12 protein-coding genes and 1 pseudogene are annotated in these 16551 nt (G+C 67.7%); 8 read left to right on the forward strand and 5 right to left on the reverse strand.

Features of this window, described 5'->3' with window-relative positions; genetic code table 11:
- Window positions 1-100 precede the first annotated feature (100 nt).
- Window positions 101-1645 (forward strand): PAS domain-containing methyl-accepting chemotaxis protein, encoded by a 1545-nt coding sequence (locus JMF90_RS03385; protein WP_011694867.1) that lies wholly within the window; start codon window positions 101-103, stop codon window positions 1643-1645.
- A gap of 114 nt (window positions 1646-1759) precedes the next feature.
- Here JMF90_RS03385 and gabD read toward each other — a convergent pair whose 3' ends face one another.
- Both gabD and JMF90_RS03395 read right to left on the reverse strand, forming a co-directional pair.
- The gene (gene gabD, locus JMF90_RS03390) at window positions 1760-3229 is read right to left on the reverse strand and encodes an NADP-dependent succinate-semialdehyde dehydrogenase (protein ID WP_011546842.1); all 1470 of its coding nucleotides are present in this window, start codon (window positions 3227-3229) and stop codon (window positions 1760-1762) included.
- Window positions 3230-3320: 91 nt separating this feature from the next.
- Window positions 3321-4604: a 4-aminobutyrate--2-oxoglutarate transaminase gene (locus tag JMF90_RS03395; protein WP_027814522.1), complete on the reverse strand. Its 1284-nt coding sequence runs from the start codon at window positions 4602-4604 to the stop codon at window positions 3321-3323.
- A gap of 126 nt (window positions 4605-4730) precedes the next feature.
- Between JMF90_RS03395 and JMF90_RS03400 the strand changes: the two genes are divergently transcribed.
- A complete protein-coding gene (locus JMF90_RS03400; protein WP_011546844.1) occupies window positions 4731-6239 on the forward strand; it encodes a PLP-dependent aminotransferase family protein in 1509 nt (502 codons plus the stop codon).
- Between the two features lie 269 nt (window positions 6240-6508).
- On the opposite strand, the gene JMF90_RS03405 is transcribed toward JMF90_RS03400, so the two are convergent.
- On the reverse strand, window positions 6509-7345 hold the full coding sequence (locus JMF90_RS03405) for a DMT family transporter (RefSeq protein ID WP_011546845.1): 837 nt from the start codon (window positions 7343-7345) through the stop codon (window positions 6509-6511).
- Between the two features lie 112 nt (window positions 7346-7457).
- Between JMF90_RS03405 and selD the strand changes: the two genes are divergently transcribed.
- The 3 genes from selD to JMF90_RS03420 all read left to right on the forward strand — a co-directional run bounded on the left by selD (window position 7458) and on the right by JMF90_RS03420 (window position 10496).
- Complete coding sequence (gene selD / locus JMF90_RS03410) at window positions 7458-8522, forward strand: selenide, water dikinase SelD (RefSeq protein ID WP_012339339.1); 1065 nt, start codon at window positions 7458-7460, stop codon at window positions 8520-8522.
- Window positions 8523-8594: 72 nt separating this feature from the next.
- Entirely contained in the window at window positions 8595-9188 is a 594-nt protein-coding gene (locus JMF90_RS03415; protein WP_011546847.1) for a LysE family translocator, read from the forward strand.
- Between the two features lie 228 nt (window positions 9189-9416).
- Entirely contained in the window at window positions 9417-10496 is a 1080-nt protein-coding gene (locus tag JMF90_RS03420) for a purine nucleoside permease (RefSeq protein WP_011546848.1), read from the forward strand.
- 227 nt (window positions 10497-10723) lie between these two features.
- On the opposite strand, the gene JMF90_RS03425 is transcribed toward JMF90_RS03420, so the two are convergent.
- Both JMF90_RS03425 and ceoR read right to left on the reverse strand, forming a co-directional pair.
- A complete protein-coding gene (locus JMF90_RS03425) occupies window positions 10724-11017 on the reverse strand; it encodes a DUF4148 domain-containing protein (RefSeq protein WP_006480444.1) in 294 nt (97 codons plus the stop codon).
- A 408-nt stretch (window positions 11018-11425) separates the two neighbouring features.
- The gene (gene ceoR / locus JMF90_RS03430) at window positions 11426-12430 is read right to left on the reverse strand and encodes a putative multidrug efflux transcriptional regulator CeoR (protein WP_011694866.1); all 1005 of its coding nucleotides are present in this window, start codon (window positions 12428-12430) and stop codon (window positions 11426-11428) included.
- A gap of 174 nt (window positions 12431-12604) precedes the next feature.
- Between ceoR and JMF90_RS03435 the strand changes: the two genes are divergently transcribed.
- The 3 genes and pseudogenes from JMF90_RS03435 to ceoB form a co-directional block, all read left to right on the forward strand.
- On the forward strand, window positions 12605-13465 hold the full coding sequence (locus JMF90_RS03435; protein ID WP_012339341.1) for an alpha/beta hydrolase: 861 nt from the start codon (window positions 12605-12607) through the stop codon (window positions 13463-13465).
- Between the two features lie 38 nt (window positions 13466-13503).
- Entirely contained in the window at window positions 13504-14721 is a 1218-nt protein-coding gene (gene ceoA / locus JMF90_RS03440; protein ID WP_006480447.1) for a multidrug efflux RND transporter periplasmic adaptor subunit CeoA, read from the forward strand.
- Window positions 14722-14766: 45 nt separating this feature from the next.
- Window positions 14767-16551 (forward strand): annotated as a pseudogene (gene ceoB, locus JMF90_RS03445) (multidrug efflux RND transporter permease subunit CeoB); the annotation flags it as partial.

Genomic DNA, 16551 nt, shown 5'->3' on the forward strand with positions numbered 1-16551 from the left:
GCAGGAGCCTGACTCACATGCATGCGAATCGATCGCCATGCGCGGGGTCTCGAATCAATCGACGAGCGGACGCAAGATCCGCCACCCGGAGCTCCACACCATGCGCAACAACCAGCCCGTCACGCAACGCGAATTCGAATTTGCCGACGATGCGACGCTGATGTCGACGACCGATGCCGACAGCTATATCACTTACGCGAACGCGGCATTCATCCAGGTCAGCGGCTTTTCTCCCGAGGAGATCGAAGGCCAGCCGCACAACGTGGTGCGGCATCCGGACATGCCGAAGGAGGCGTTCGCCGACATGTGGGCGACGCTCAAGGGCGGCGAGCCGTGGACCGCGCTCGTGAAGAACCGCCGCAAGAACGGCGATCACTACTGGGTGCGCGCGAACGCGATTCCGGTGATGCGCAACGGGCAGCCGAAGGGCTACATGTCGGTGCGCACGAAGGCGACGCGCGACGAGATCGCGGCCGCCGAGGCGCTGTATCGCGATTTCCGCGAAGGCAAGGCCGGCAGCCGCCGGTTCCACAAGGGATTGATCGTGCGCACGGGCGCGCTGCGCGTCGCGTCGCTGTTCCAGACGATGTCGGTGCGGGCGCGGCTGGTGTCGACGCTGTGCGTGCTGGCGCCGGCGGTCGTCGGCGCCGGCTGGGCGGCCGGGTTGACCGGAGGCGGGCTCGCGGCGTTCGCCGGTGCGGCGGTCGGCGTGACGGCGGCGGCCGGGCTGTGGCTCGACGCGCAGATCGTGCGGCCGCTGCGGCAGTTGCGCGACGAGGCGTTGCGCGTGGCGACCGGCGAGAGCCGCAGCGGCGTGCGGATGAACCGCGTCGACGAGATCGGCATGACGCTGCGCACGATCAACCAGCTCGGGCTGATGTTCCGCTGGCTCGTCGACGACGTCAGCGAACAGGTGCTGAACGTGCAGCGCGCGAGCAATGAAATCGCGCAAGGCAACAACGACCTGAGCGCGCGCACCGAGCAGGCGTCGACGAGCGTGCAGCAGACGGCCGCGTCGATGGCCGAGATGACGGCGACCGTATCGAGCAATGCGGAGACGGCGCTGCAGGCGAACCAGTTGTCGGTGTCCGCGAGCGAGGCGGCCGGGCGCGGCGGGCAGGCGGTGAACGAAGTCGTCGCGACGATGAACGACATCACCGACAGCTCGCGCAAGATCGCGGACATCATCGGCGTGATCGACGGCATCGCGTTCCAGACCAACATCCTCGCGTTGAATGCGGCGGTCGAGGCGGCGCGCGCGGGCGATCAGGGGCGCGGCTTCGCAGTGGTCGCTGGTGAAGTGCGCGCGCTCGCGCAGCGCAGCGCGAACGCGGCGAAGGAGATCAAGACGCTGATCGGCGCGAGCGTCGAGCGCGTCGAGTCGGGTGCGCGGATCGTCGACGGCGCGGGCAAGACGATGGAGGACATCGTCACGCAGGTGAAGCGCGTGTCGGATCTCATCGCGGAGATCAGCTCGTCGACGGCCGAACAGAGCACGGGCGTCGCGCAGGTCGACCAGGCGGTCGTGCATCTGGACAACATCACGCAGCAGAACGCGGCGCTCGTCGAGCAGAGCACGGCGGCATCGGAAAGCCTGAAGCAGCAGGCGGCGCGGCTGGTGGAGGCGGTGAACGTGTTCCGCTGATCGCGGGAAGGGAAAGTGACGCGGGCGCGACGGAGAGGCGCCGGCCCGCGTCGGGCCGCCCGGTTCCGGCCGGGCGGCGAGGGCCTGTCGCCGGGAAGCGGCAGGCCCGAACCGTCAGACGGCCAGGCAGAGGTACTTGATCACGACGTAGTCGTCGATGCCGTAGTGCGAGCCTTCGCGGCCGAGGCCCGACTGCTTGACGCCGCCGAACGGCGCGACCTCGTTCGAGATCAGGCCCGTGTTCACGCCGACCATCCCGTATTCGAGCGCTTCGGCCACCTTCCACACGCGGCCGATGTCGCGGCTGTAGAAGTACGCGGCGAGGCCGAACTCGGTGTCGTTCGCGAGGCGGATCACCTCGTCGTCGCTGCCGAACTTGAACAGCGGCGCGAGCGGCCCGAACGTCTCTTCCTTCGCGACCTTCATCGCCGGCGTGACGCCCGTCAGCACGGTCGGCTCGAAGAAGCCGTGGCCGAGCGCGTGGCGCTTGCCGCCCGTCACGACGGTTGCGCCCTTCGCGAGCGCGTCCTCGATGTGCGCCTCGACCTTCAGCACGGCCGCTTCGTTGATCAGCGGGCCCTGCGTGACGCCCGGCTCCGTGCCGCGGCCGACCTTCAACTGGCCGACGGCCGCCGCGAGCTTCTGCGCGAACTGGTCGTACACGGCTTCGTGCACGTAGAAGCGGTTCGTGCACACGCACGTCTGGCCGCTGTTGCGGTACTTCGACGCGATCGCGCCCTGCACGGCCGCATCGAGATCGGCGTCGTCGAACACGATGAACGGCGCATTGCCGCCGAGCTCCAGCGACACCTTCTTGACCGTCGCCGCGCACTGCGCCATCAGCAGGCGGCCGACCGGCGTCGAGCCCGTGAACGACAGCTTGCGCACGATCGGGTTCGACGTCAGTTCGCCGCCGATCGCCTTCGGGTCGCCCGTGACGACGCTGAACACGCCGGCCGGCACGCCCGCGCGTTCGGCTAGCACGGCCATCGCGAGCGCGGAGAACGGCGTCGCTTCCGCCGGCTTCACGACGATCGGGCAGCCTGCCGCGAGCGCCGGGCCGACCTTGCGCGTGATCATCGCCGCCGGGAAGTTCCACGGCGTGATCGCCGCGCATACGCCGATCGCTTCCTTCGTCACGACGATGCGCTTGTCGCTCGCCGGCGTCGGGATCGTGTCGCCGTACACGCGCTTGCCTTCTTCCGCGAACCATTCGAGGAACGACGCCGCGTAGCCGATCTCGCCCTTTGCTTCGGCGAGCGACTTGCCCTGCTCGGTCGTGAGGATCAGCGCGAGGTCGTCGGCGTTGTCCATCATCAGGTCGTGCCACTTGCGCAGGATGACCGCACGTTCCTTCGCGGTCTTCTTGCGCCACGCCGGCCATGCGGCGTTCGCGGCGTCGATCGCGTGACGCGTTTCCGCCGTGCCCATCGCCGGCACGGTGCCGAGCAGGCCGCCGGTGGCCGGGTTGCGGACCTCGAACGTCTCGCCGTTCGTCGCGCCTTGCCATTCGCCGTTGACGTACGCCTGCTGGCGGAACAGCGACGGATCTTTCAGTGCCAGGGTTTCCTGAACCGTGCTCATATGCATCACCTGCTTCGAAAAAGGACGGATGAAAACGGCCGCCGCCGTCTTCACGACGGCGGCGGCGCATTCAGTTGAAGTGGACGGGCACTCAGGCCGGCACGCCGACCGTTTCCTTCAGCACTTCCTCGAGGATCACCAGCGCTTCGTCGAACACGGCTTGCGGGATCGTCAGCGGGAACAGGAAGCGCACGACGTTCGAGTACACGCCGCACACGAGCAGCAGCAGGCCGCGCTCGAGCGCACGCGTCTGCACGCGCTTCGTGAATTCGGCATCCGGCTCGCCCGAACCCGGCTTCAGGAATTCGACCGCGATCATCGCGCCGGGGCCGCGCACGTCGGCGATCTGCGGCACGTCGGCCTGCAGCGCATTCAGCTTCGCCTTCAGCACGTCGCCGAGTTGCGTCGCACGCTCGCACAGCTTCTCTTCGTCGATGATCTCGAGCACCGCGTGCGCCGAGGCGACTGCCAGCGGGTTGCCCGCGTAGGTGCCGCCGAGGCCGCCGGGGGCGGCCGCGTCCATCACGTCCGCCCGGCCGACGACGCCCGACAGCGGCATGCCGCCCGCGAGGCTCTTCGCCATCGTGATCAGGTCGGCCAGCACGTCGTAGTGCTGCATCGCGAACAGCTTGCCGGTGCGCGCGAAGCCCGTCTGCACTTCGTCGGCGATCAGCAGGATGCCGTGTTCGTTACAGATCTTGCGCAGCGCGCGCACGAATTCGGCCGGCGCCGGGTTGAAGCCGCCTTCGCCCTGGACCGGTTCGAAGATGATCGCGGCGACGCGCTTCGGATCGATGTCGGCCTTGAACAGCATCTCGATCGCCTTGATCGAGTCGGCGGTCGTCACGCCGTGCACGGCGTTCGGGTACGGCGCGTGGAACACGTCGCCCGGGAACGGGCCGAAGTTCAGCTTGTACGGCGCGACCTTGCCGGTCAGCGCCATGCCCATCATCGTGCGGCCGTGGAAGCCGCCCGAGAATGCGATGACGCCCGGACGGCCGGTTGCCGCGCGCGCGATCTTGATCGCGTTTTCGACGGCTTCGGCGCCGGTCGTGAAGAACGCCGTCTTCTTCGGGAAGTCGCCCGGCGCGCGCTCGTTGATCTTTTCCGCCAGTTCGACGTACGACGCGTACGGGACGATCTGGTAAGCGGTGTGCGTGAAGTTGTTCAGCTGATCGGCGATCGCCTTGACGATCTTCGGGTGACGGTGGCCCGTGTTCAGCACCGCGATGCCGGCGGCGAAATCGATGAAGCGGCGGCCTTCGACATCCCACAGCTCCGCGTTCTCGGCGCGGGCGGCGTAGAAATCGCACATCACGCCGACGCCGCGCGGGGTGGCGGCGTTCTTGCGGGCCTGCAGGTCGGCATTCTTCACGGTCATCTCCTTGATGTTCTGTCCGGTGGGTAGGGAATCGGGCGCCTTGGCAGCCCATGGAGGCGACTATAATCACATTTGGCTCTGGCAATCAGAGCCATTTCAATAAATATTCAGGAGCCAATCATGCGCGCGAGCGTGTTGTCGGACTGGCTGGCGCAGCGCCTCGTGCGCGGCGGCGAACAGCCGATCTACCGGCAGCTTCACCGGCTGCTGCAACAGGCGATCCTGTCGCGCGAACTGCCGGCCGGCACGCGCGTGCCGTCGTCGCGGCTGCTGGCCGCCGAGCTCGGGATCGCGCGCAACACGGTCACGCAGGTTTACGAACAGCTTGCGCTCGAAGGCTATGTGAACTCGGCGACGGGGCGCGGCACGTTCGTCGCCGACAGCGCGCCGGACGAGATCGTCGGCGCGCCGCCCGACGCGGGCGCAGGCCCGGCCGTCGTGACGCCGTCCGTGCGGCGGCTGTCCGCGCGCGGTACGCGGCTCGTCGAAGGCGCCGGCGTGTCGAAGCGCCAGGGCGGCGCGTTCATGCCGGGCGTGCCCGATGTGTCGCGCTTTCCGGCGCGCGTGTGGACGCGGCTGCACAACAAGTACTGGCGGCGCCTGCGCCCGGACCTGCTGACCTACGCGCCCGGCGGCGGGCTCGCGCTGCTGCGCGAGGCGCTGGCCGACTACCTGCGCACGTCGCGCTCCGTGCGCTGCACGCCCGAGCAGATCGTGATCACGACCGGCATCCACCAGTCGATCGACCTCGCGGTGCGGCTGCTGACCGATCCGGGCGACGCGATCTGGACCGAGGACCCGTGCTACTGGGGCGTGCGCAGCGTGCTGAACGTGTCGGGGCTGACCACCCGGCCGATTCCGGTCGACGACGAAGGGATCGCGCCGTCGGCCGCCGATCTGGCCGAGCCGCCGAAGCTGATGCTCGTTACGCCGTCGCACCAGTATCCGCTCGGGATGGTGATGAGCCTCGCGCGGCGGCGGATGCTGCTCGAATACGCGCGCCAGCACGGCTGCTGGATCATCGAGGACGATTACGACAGCGAATTCCGCTACGGCAGCCGGCCGCTCGCGTCGCTGCAGGGCCTCGACACGGCCGGGCAGGTGATCTACGTGGGCAGTTTCGGCAAGACGCTGTTCCCGGGGCTGCGGGTCGGCTATCTGGTCGCGCCGGAGCCGCTCGCGGAAAGCTTCGCGACCGCGAGCGCCGAGCTGTATCGCGAAGGGCAGTTGCTGCAGCAGGCCGTGCTCGCCGAATTCATCGCGGAAGGGCATTTCGTGTCGCACATCCGCAAGATGCGCACGCTGTACGGGCAACGCCGCGAGGTGCTGCTCGAGGCGGTCGCGCGGCGCTACGGCGATACGCTGCACGCGCTCGGCAGCGACGCCGGGCTGCATCTCGTCACGCAATTGCCGGCGGGCGTCGACGATCGCGCGGTCGCGCAGGCCGCGCTGGCGCGCAACATCGTCGTGCGGCCGCTGTCCGGGTATTACGCGGACCGCTCGCGGGCTGCCTCGGGGTTGCTGCTCGGTTATGCGTGCGTGCCGGAAGACGAGATAGCGACCGCGTTCGCGACGCTTGCCGAGGCGATCGACGAGCGGGCGTTCGGCGGGGCCGTTGCGGTGGCTTGACGCGTGAGCACGGTAATATCGGCTCGTCGTGATGCCGTCAAAGGCCGATCGAGGCTCGATACGCTTCGGGACGGCTTCGCGACGACGAGAGAATTTTTCGTGCGCGACTGGCCAGCCCATTTTCGCGTCGTCGAACGGGAATCGCCAACATGCCTCTTCCTGATACGGCAAGAGTGGCGGGCAGTATTGCAAAACTTAGCGGTGCGGACGGAGCCCCCGCGCCGAATCAGTCATGAACACCGGCACCGACCAGGCGCCCGGTTCGCACGTTACAGCCGGATCAACGCCGCGCCCGCGACCACCAGCGCACACGCCGCAAGCCGCTGCGGGCCGGGCCGCTCGCGCATCACGAACCAGCCGATCGCGACCGCGAAGATCGAGCTCGTTTCGCGCAGCGCCGACACGGTCGCGACCGGCAGGTGCCGGTACGCGAGGATCACGATCCCGTAAGCGGCGAGCGAGATCGTGCCGGCGATCGCGCCTTGCGTGAACGCGGAGCGCGAGCCGAGCACCGCGCGCGGGCCGCCGCGTACCGCGCAGACGAGCACGAGCTGCGGCACGCTCCACAGCAGGTACACCCATGCGATATAGCCGAGCGCGCTGCCGGACACGCGCGAGCCGATCCCGTCGCAGATCGAATACGCGGCGATGAACACGCCCGTGAGCAACGCATACGGCACGCCTTCCCCGGAAAACCGGAAGCCGCGCCGCAGCGCGAGCGACATGATGCCGAACGACACGAGCGCGATGCCCGCGAAGCCGAACGGCGTCGGCCGCTCGTGCAGCATCGCGAGCGCCAGCACCGATACGAGCAGCGGCGAGATCCCGCGCGCGATCGGATAGATCTGCCCGAATTCGCCGTTGCGGTACGCGCGCGCCAGCGTGAAGCAGTACGCGACCTCGAGCGCGGCGGATGCGGCGACGTACGGCCACGCGGCGGGCGCCGGCGCAGGCAGCAGCACGGCGCCGGCGATGCCGAACGCGAGATACGGCAGCGACATCGTGCCGAGCTGGACCAGCCGGTCTTCGCTGACGTGGAGAAACGCGTTCCAGATGGCGTGCAGCAGCGCCGAGCACAGCACGAGGCCGATGAACAGGTGATCCATGAACGAAGGGCGGACGGGAGAGGCGGAAGTGGGGCCGTCAATTATGTGGGTATCGGGCGCGTTCGCGCGGAATTGTCGATAATGGAACGTTGTTATTCACCGGATGCCGACGATGACCGAAGCCACCCAAGCCCAGCCTGCCGTTCCGCGCCTCACGAGCCTGTCGCACGGGGGCGGCTGCGGCTGCAAGATCGCGCCGGGCGTGCTGTCCGAGCTGCTCAAGCGCGCGACGCCGCCCGCGCTGTTCCCCGATCTGCTGGTCGGCACCGAGACGTCCGACGACGCGGCCGTCTACCGGCTCAACGACGAGCAGGCGATCGTCGCGACCACCGATTTCTTCATGCCGATCGTCGACGATCCGTTCGACTTCGGCCGCATCGCGGCCACCAACGCGCTGTCCGACGTCTATGCGATGGGCGGCAAGCCGATCCTCGCGCTCGCGCTGGTCGGCATGCCGATCAACGTGCTGCCGCACGAGACGATCGCGGCCGTGCTGCGCGGCGGCGAATCGGTGTGCGCGGATGCCGGCATTCCGGTCGCCGGCGGCCATTCGATCGATTCGGTCGAGCCGATCTACGGGCTCGCGGCGATCGGCGTCGTGCATCCGTCGCGCGTGAAGCGCAACGCAGCCGCGCGCGCGGGCGACGTGCTCGTGCTCGGCAAGCCGCTCGGCGTCGGCGTACTGTCGGCCGCGCTGAAGAAGAACCAGCTCGATGCCGACGGTTACGCGCAGATGGTCGCGACGACCACCAAGCTGAACCGGCCGGGCGCCGAGCTTGCCGCGCTGCCGGGCGTGCATGCGCTGACCGACGTCACGGGCTTCGGGCTGCTCGGCCATACGCTCGAACTGGCGCGCGGTGCGCAACTTACCGCGCGCGTGCACTATGCGTCGCTGCCGTGGCTGGCGGGCGTCGAGACGTTCGTGGCCGACGGCGTGTTCACCGGTGCGTCGGGTCGCAACTGGGCCGCGTACGGCACCGATGTCCGGCTCGCCGATGGCCTGCCGCCCGTCGCGCAGGCGCTGCTGACCGATCCGCAGACGTCGGGCGGGCTGCTGGTCGCGTGCGCGCCCGAGGCCGTCGACGACGTGCTTGCATGCTTCCGCGCCGACGGTTTCGATCGCGCGGCCGTGATCGGCGAGATGGTGGACGGGCCCGCACGCGTCGACGTCGCCTGACGCGTTTTCTCTCACGCCGGCGCGCCGCCGGTCGATAGAATCGATGCCTTCCGTTGAAGGCATCGACGACCGATGAACGACTTCCTGTTCGGGCTGATGATCGCGCTGTCGGTCGGGCCCGTCGCGCTGATGATCGCGAACTACGGCATGCGCGCCGGCACGGCGACCGGCGTGCGCGCGGCGATCGGAGTGGCCGCGGCCGACGGCTGTCATGCGGTCGTCGCGTTCACGATCGGCGCGATGCTCGCGGGCACGTTGGCGTCGCATCTGTCGCTGTTCCGCATGGTCGGTGCGCTCGTGCTGCTCGCGATGGGCGCGCGGATGCTGTGGCAGGCGCTGCGCGACCGGCGCCGCACGCTCGATGGCGACGTAGTGCCGCCGCCGGGCAATCGCCCGTTCATGGCGATGTTCTTCGTCACGCTCGCGAATCCGCTGACCATCCTGCTGTTCTACGGCTATGCGACGGCTGCCGCCGGTGCGCATCGACACTGGCTGCTCGGTGCCGCATGCGTGTTTGCCGGCAGCCTCATCGGGCAACTCGTGTTCGCGTTCGGCGGCGGCGCAATCGGGCGATTCGTGAAATCGCCGGGGTGGCTGGCCGCGAGCCATGTGGTCGCCGCACTCGTCGTGCTCGGTTACGGCGTCGCGGGGCTGATGCGCGTGTAGCGCGGCGCAAAGCGGCCGACGTCGCGCGCGGCGGCGAACCCGGTAGCATTCCTGATGTTTGCAAGGCCGCGACGAATACGCGCTTTTCCGTCGCGCACCACGCAGCCGTTCGCACGCAACACCGCCGGCCGTTTCGTAGTCGGGTTCCGCATCGCGCACGCCCGTTCTATACTCGTCGCGCAGTCTCCGACAGCCGTTCTCACCCAATCACCGAAACAAGGAACGCCGATGCTGACTCGCTCCATCCTTTCCGCCGCTGCATTCTCGCTTGCGGCCTGTGCGACCGCGCCGTCGATCGCGCAGGACAACCAGGGCAACGATGCCGGCAACGCAGCATTCGCCGAGACCGGCTCGCATGGCCGCCCGGTCAAGGTCATGATCATCACGATGTTCGGGCCGGAAGGCCAGGCGTGGCTCGACCGGCTCGGCCCGTGGCGTGACGTCACCGTGCCCGGCCTGTCGCCCGACTATCCGGCGGTCCACTGCAACAAGCAGGACGTGTGCGTGGTCACGACCGGCATGGGTTATGCGAACGCATCGGCGACGATCATGGCGCTCACGTTCTCGCAACGCTTCGATCTGCGCCGTACGTATTTCCTGGTCTCGGGTATCGCAGGCGTCGACCCGGCACAGGGCACGGTCGGATCGGCCGCGTGGTCGAAATACCTCGTCGATTTCAGCCTGCAATGGGAGCTCGATGCGCGCGAGATCCCGGCCGGCTGGAACACCGGCTATCTCGGCATCAACACGAAGAGCCCGAACGACAAGCCGCCGCTCGACTATCGCACCGAAGTGTTCCAGCTCAACCCGCAGTTGACCGATGCCGCGTATGCGCTGTCGCGCAACGTCGTGCTCGCCGACAGCGCACAGGCGCAGGCCGCGCGCGCGAAGTTCACGTATGCGCCGGCGAACCGGCCGCCGACGGTGATCCAGTGCGATACGTCATCGGGCAACACGTGGTTCTCGGGCACGCTGATCGGCGAGCGCGCGCGCCAGTGGACCAAGATCCTGACGGACGGCAAGGGCACCTACTGCATGACCGCTCAGGAAGACAACGCGACGTATGAAGCGCTCAAGCGCGCGGCGAGCGTGAAGCGGGTCGACCTGTCGCGTGTGGCCGTGCTGCGCACCGGGTCCGATTTCGATCGGCCGTACGCGGGGCAGACGAGCGCCGACAACCTGCTGAACTACGCGGATCAAGGCGGCTTCGCGCCGGCGACCGAAAACCTGTACCGCGCGGGCAATCCGCTGGTGCAGGACATCGTCACGCACTGGGGCGAATGGCGCGACGGGGTGCCGCGGCGTTGAAGGCCGGACGGCGACTCAGTCGGCGGTCAATGCAGTGAATGCGGTCAATGCGATTGCTGGGTCGAACGGAACGGCGTCCATACCGGCGTGGTGTCGTCCCAGTGATCGAGCGGCGAAGGAAGTTGGTCGTTCATCATGTGCTCCTGCAACTAATTGACTCAGCGAGTCGTCGACAAGATAGTTCGAGACGCCGCGCATCGGGCAATCCGCTGCGCGGCGTCGCGCGTTTACCGGCCCCCGCCGGCGAGCTGGTTGCCTTCCGGCAGCGGACGATACGGGCCCTGGGCTAGCTCGAGCCCCTGCGGATACGAAGTCGCCTTGCGCAGGTACGCGAGCGTGCCGTCCTTGCGTGCCTGCTCGACTTCCGCACGCACTTCGGCGCGCGTACGCGGGCCGTTGTGCTGCGAGTACCACGACGTGTTGGCGTAGTCGCCGGCGTGCGGCGTACCCGAATCGGCGAAGGCCGGTGCGGACACGGCGAGGGTGAGAGCAAGGGCCGAGAGAAGATGGCGGCGGTTCATGGCGTCACTCCTAGAGATGTCGGAGCTGGCGCCTGGGCGCTGACTCCGGTCCCGCCAGGCGGGATCTGTTCGATGCGCAACGAGGTTGCGCGACAGGGTTTACTCTAGGTATCTGTTCCGGTGCGATAAATGCGGCAGACGCGAATTGAATTGTCGTGTCAGTGGAACAATCGTCATCCGCACCGCCGGCAGGGTTATGCGGAAATGGCCGGGAGCCCCGCGGCGCGGGCTTCGCCGGGACGCGCGGCGGCACCGCGCAACGACACGGTGGCCGATTGCCGCGGGTCGTGCAAAGGTTTACTGCGGATTCGGGAAGGATCGGGGGCGCCGCGCTTGAAAGGCGTGCCCAGGCGGCGCTGAGGCGGGACGACGCGCGGGCGGCGAGGCCCGCGCGTGGAGGTCAGACGATTACGCGACCCACTCGTTGATGACCGGCGTATCGAGCACCGGCGCGCGCTCGGCCTCCTCGAACGTGCGCTTGCTGCACGTCGCGTCGAGGCTGCCCTTGCCGCTCAGCAGCGGGCAGCGGTCGAACACCTCGGCGATCCAGTCGACGAACACGCGCACCTTCGGCGACAGATGGCGGCTATGCGGATACACGACCGAGATCGGCATCGGCAGCGGCTTGACCCCGGGCAGCACTTCCTTGAGCCGGCCTTCGCGCAGGTGCGGCAGCACCATGAACAGCGGCGGCTGGATCAGGCCGAAGCCCTCGATCCCGCACGTCACGTACGCATCCGCATCGTTCACCGACACGATGCCCTCCATCTTCATCTCGACTTCCTTGCCGTCGATCAGGAAGGTCCAGTCGATCGTGCGGCCCGTGCGGCTGGAGAAGTAGTTGACGGCCTTGTGCTGGCCGAGGTCGTCGATCGTCTGCGGCTCGCCGTGGCGCTCGAGATAGTCGGGCGACGCGACCGTCACGCATTCGAACAGGCCGACGCGGCGGGCGACGAGCGACGAGTCCTGCAGCGCACCGACGCGGATCACGCAGTCGACGCCTTCCTGCAGCAGGTCGACGGGCCGGTCGGACAGGCCGAGCTGCAGGTCGATGTCCGGATAGCGCGTGTGGAATTCGCACAGCGACGGAATCACGAGCAGCCGCCCGATCGAGCCCGGCATGTCGATACGCAACTTTCCGTGCGGCTTCCGGTTGTTGGCCTGGAAGCTCGCTTCGGTTTCCTCGACGTCCGCGAGGATGCGCACGCATCGTTCGTAGTACGCGGCGCCGTCCGGCGTGAGCGACAGCCGGCGCGTGGTCCGGTGCATTAGCCGCACGCCGAGGAAGGCTTCGAGATTCTGGATGATCGTCGTGACGGACGCGCGCGGCAAACCGAGCGTTTCTGCTGCCTTGGTGAAGCTGCTTGTATCGACGACGCGAGTAAATACCTGCATGGCCTGAAGCCGGTCCATCACAACCTCCGCAATTTAATTTGCCGCCGGAACAAGAAGGCTGCGCTACCTCGTGGGTAAACGCAGCCTCGGATTGTTCGGGGGCGTTGAATTGTGTTGCCGGATTATAGGCATTTATCCCAATGTCTGCCGGACCCAGAATTCGTTCCATCTCGAAATGGATGCTGCATCGTCATGGACGCCTCTGAATTCAGCAAATTCCTGAAAGCCGCGCTGCCCGCTCAAGCCTTGACGGGCGCGGCGCTGACGGTTGCCGAAGTGGAAATTCCCGGCTACGCACAGGACATCGTGCTGCGCCTCTACCGCCGCCCGGACAAGACCGGGCTGCCAGTAGTGCTTTATTTCCACGGCGGCGGCTTCGTCCGCGGGTCGCTCGAGGACGCCGATTTCGCCGCGCGTTTTTTAGCAGAACGCTTACCAGCGCTCGTAGTGTCGGTCGATTATTCGCTCGCGCCGGCCTTTCCTTTTCCCGCCGCGCCGGAGGATGCGTATCGCGCCGCCGTGTGGGCGGCGACGCGTGCCCGCGCGTTCGGCGGCAACCCGAAGAAGATCGGGGTCGCCGGGCACGACGCGGGCGGCCAGCTCGCGAACTGCCTCGCCTTCATCGCCCGCGACCGCGGCGAAGTGTCGATCGCCGCGCAGGCGCTGTTCGGACCGATGCTCGACCCGAGCATGACGCGCATCGGCGACGCCGAGCGTCTCGCGTCCGACATCACCGCGCGCGAATGCGCGGCCTGTTATCGCGCGTATCTGCCGCAGGCGGCGCAGCGCATGCACCCGTACGCGGCGCCGATCGAATCGGTGCGCCTCGCGGGGCTGCCGCCGACGCTCGTCGTCACCGCGCAGAACGACGTGCTGCACGTCGAAGCGGAGAAATATGCGGGCTGCCTGATCTCGTCCGGCGTGCTCACGCAGGTGATCCGCTATCCGGACATCACGCACGCCGCGCTCGCCACGCACGAAGCCGCATTCGAGGAAGCCGTGCGCTTCTTCCAGTGCCGCTTCCAGGCGCGCCAGCCGAACCGTCCCGAATAACCCATAACCAGACCAATCCACGTTTCCTGGAGATCCACATGGCCATCCTACGCACCTCCCGTTCACGAATCGCGACCGCGGCGATCGTCACGCTCGCCGTCGTCGGCCTCGGCACGTTCGGCGCGATGCGCGTCAACGCGAACGCCCCCGAGAAAGCGGCGGCGCCGCTGCCCGAAGTCGACGTCGCGACCGTCGTGCCGCAGACCGTGACCGACTGGCAAAGCTATTCGGGCCGCCTCGAGGCGGTCGAGAAAGTCGACGTGCGCCCGCAGGTGTCGGGCACGATCGTCGCGGTGAATTTCAAGGACGGCGCGCTCGTGAAGAAGGGCGACGTGCTGTTCGTGATCGACCCGCGCCCGTACCAGGCGGAAGTCGACCGCGCCGCCGCGCAGCTCGCGGCCGCGCAGGCGCGCAACGGCTATGCGCAGACCGACTGGCAGCGCGCGCAGCGGCTGATCGGCGACAACGCGATCGCGAAGCGCGACTACGACGAGAAGCAGAACGCGGCGCGCGAAGCGAACGCAAACCTGAAGGCCGCCGAAGCCGCGCTGGAAACGGCCCGCATCAACCTCGGCTATACGCGCATCACCGCACCGGTATCGGGCCGCGTGTCGCGCGCGGAAATCACGCTCGGCAACGTCGTGTCGGCCGGCGCATCGGCCGCGCCGCTGACGACGCTGGTGTCGGTGTCGCCGATCTACGCATCGTTCGACGCGGACGAGCAGACCTACCTGCAATACATCAACGGCGCGCGCAGCGGCCGCAAGGTGCCGGTCGAGCTCGGCCTCGCGAACGAAACCGGCTACTCGCGCAGCGGCGAGATCGATTCGGTCGACAACCGGCTCGACACGTCGTCCGGCACGATCCGCGTGCGCGCGCGCTTCGACAACGCGGACGGCACGCTCGTCCCGGGCCTGTACGCACGGGTGAAGGTGGGCGGCAGCGCGCCGCACGAGGCGCTGCTCGTCGACGACGCGGCGATCAACACCGACCAGGACAAGAAGTTCGTGTTCGTCGTCGATCAGCAGGGCCGCGTGTCGTATCGCGAAGTGCAGCCGGGGATGCAGCACGGCAACCGGCGCGTGATCGTGAGCGGCCTTGCCGCCGGCGACCGCGTGGTCGTGAACGGCACGCAGCGCGTGCGTCCCGGCGCGCAGGTGAAGCCGCACATGGTCCCGATGACGGGCGGCGACGAGCCGTCCGCGCCGCTCGCGAGCACCGCGAAGCCGGCCGCACCGGCGAAGGCGGATTCGTAAGCGGCGCGCCGCTTCGCATCCGCGTTCAACCAGACAGAGCCACACATGAACATTTCCAAATTCTTTATCGACCGGCCGATCTTTGCAGGAGTCCTATCGGTGATCATCCTGCTCGGCGGGGTGATCGCGATGTTCCTGCTGCCGATTTCGGAATATCCGGAAGTCGTGCCGCCTTCCGTGATCGTGAAGGCGCAGTACCCGGGCGCGAACCCGAAAGTGATCGCCGAGACGGTCGCGTCGCCGCTTGAAGAGCAGATCAACGGCGTTGAGGACATGCTCTACATGCAGTCGCAGGCGAACAGCGACGGCAACATGACGATCACCGTCACGTTCAAGCTCGGCACCGATCCGGACAAGGCCACGCAGCTCGTGCAGAACCGCGTGAACCAGGCGCTGCCTCGCTTGCCGGAAGACGTGCAGCGGCTCGGCATCACCACGGTGAAGAGCTCGCCGACGCTGACGATGGTGGTCCACCTGATCTCGCCGGACAACCGCTACGACATGACCTACCTGCGCAACTACGCGCTGATCAACGTGAAGGATCGCCTGTCGCGAATCCAGGGCGTCGGTCAGGTGCAGCTGTGGGGTTCGGGCGACTACGCGATGCGCGTGTGGCTCGATCCGCAGAAGGTCGCGCAGCGCGGGCTGTCGGCCGAGGACGTCGTGCAGTCGATCCGCGAGCAGAACGTACAGGTCGCGGCCGGCGTGATCGGCGCATCGCCGTCGCTGCCCGGCACGCCGCTGCAGCTGTCGGTGAACGCGCGCGGCCGCCTGCAGACGGAAGACGAATTCGGCGACATCGTCGTGAAGACGACGCCGGACGGCGGCGTCACGCACCTGCGCGACATCGCGCGGATCGAGCTCGACGCATCCGAATACGGGTTGCGCTCGCTGCTCGACAACAAGCCGGCCGTCGCGATGGCGATCAACCAGTCGCCCGGCGCGAACTCGCTGCAGATCTCGGACGAAGTGCGCAAGACGATGGCCGAGCTGAAGCAGGACATGCCGGCGGGCGTCGACTACAAGATCGTCTATGACCCGACGCAGTTCGTGCGCTCGTCGATCAAGGCCGTCGTGCACACGCTGCTCGAAGCGATCGCGCTGGTCGTGATCGTCGTGATCGTGTTCCTGCAGACCTGGCGCGCGTCGCTGATTCCGCTGATCGCGGTGCCGGTGTCGATCATCGGCACGTTCTCGCTGCTGCTGGCGTTCGGGTATTCGATCAACGCGTTGTCGCTGTTCGGGATGGTGCTCGCGATCGGGATCGTGGTCGACGATGCGATCGTCGTCGTCGAGAACGTCGAGCGCAACATCGAGGGCGGGATGAACGCGCGGCAGGCGACCTACAAGGCGATGCAGGAAGTGAGCGGGCCGATCATCGCGATCGCGCTGACGCTCGTCGCCGTGTTCGTGCCGCTCGCGTTCATGTCGGGCCTGACCGGCCAGTTCTACAAGCAGTTCGCGATGACCATCGCGATCTCGACGGTGATCTCGGCGTTCAACTCGCTGACGCTGTCGCCGGCGCTGTCGGCGATCCTGCTGAAGGGTCACGGCGACAAGGAGGACTGGCTCACGCGCGTGATGAACCGCGTGCTCGGCGGCTTCTTCCGCGGCTTCAACAAGGTGTTCCATCGCGGCGCGGAGAACTACGGCCGCGGCGTGCGCGGCGTGCTGTCGCGCAAGACGCTGATGCTGGGCGTGTACCTCGTGCTGGTGGGCGCGACCGTGCTCGTGTCGAAGGTCGTGCCGGGCGGCTTCGTGCCCGCGCAGGACAAGGAATACCTGATCGCGTTCGCGCAGCTGCCGAACGGCGCCTCGCTCGACCGCACC

The sequence above is a fragment of the Burkholderia sp. E168m23 genome (assembly GCF_016586125.1).
Lineage (GTDB): Bacteria > Pseudomonadota > Gammaproteobacteria > Burkholderiales > Burkholderiaceae > Burkholderia > Burkholderia orbicola.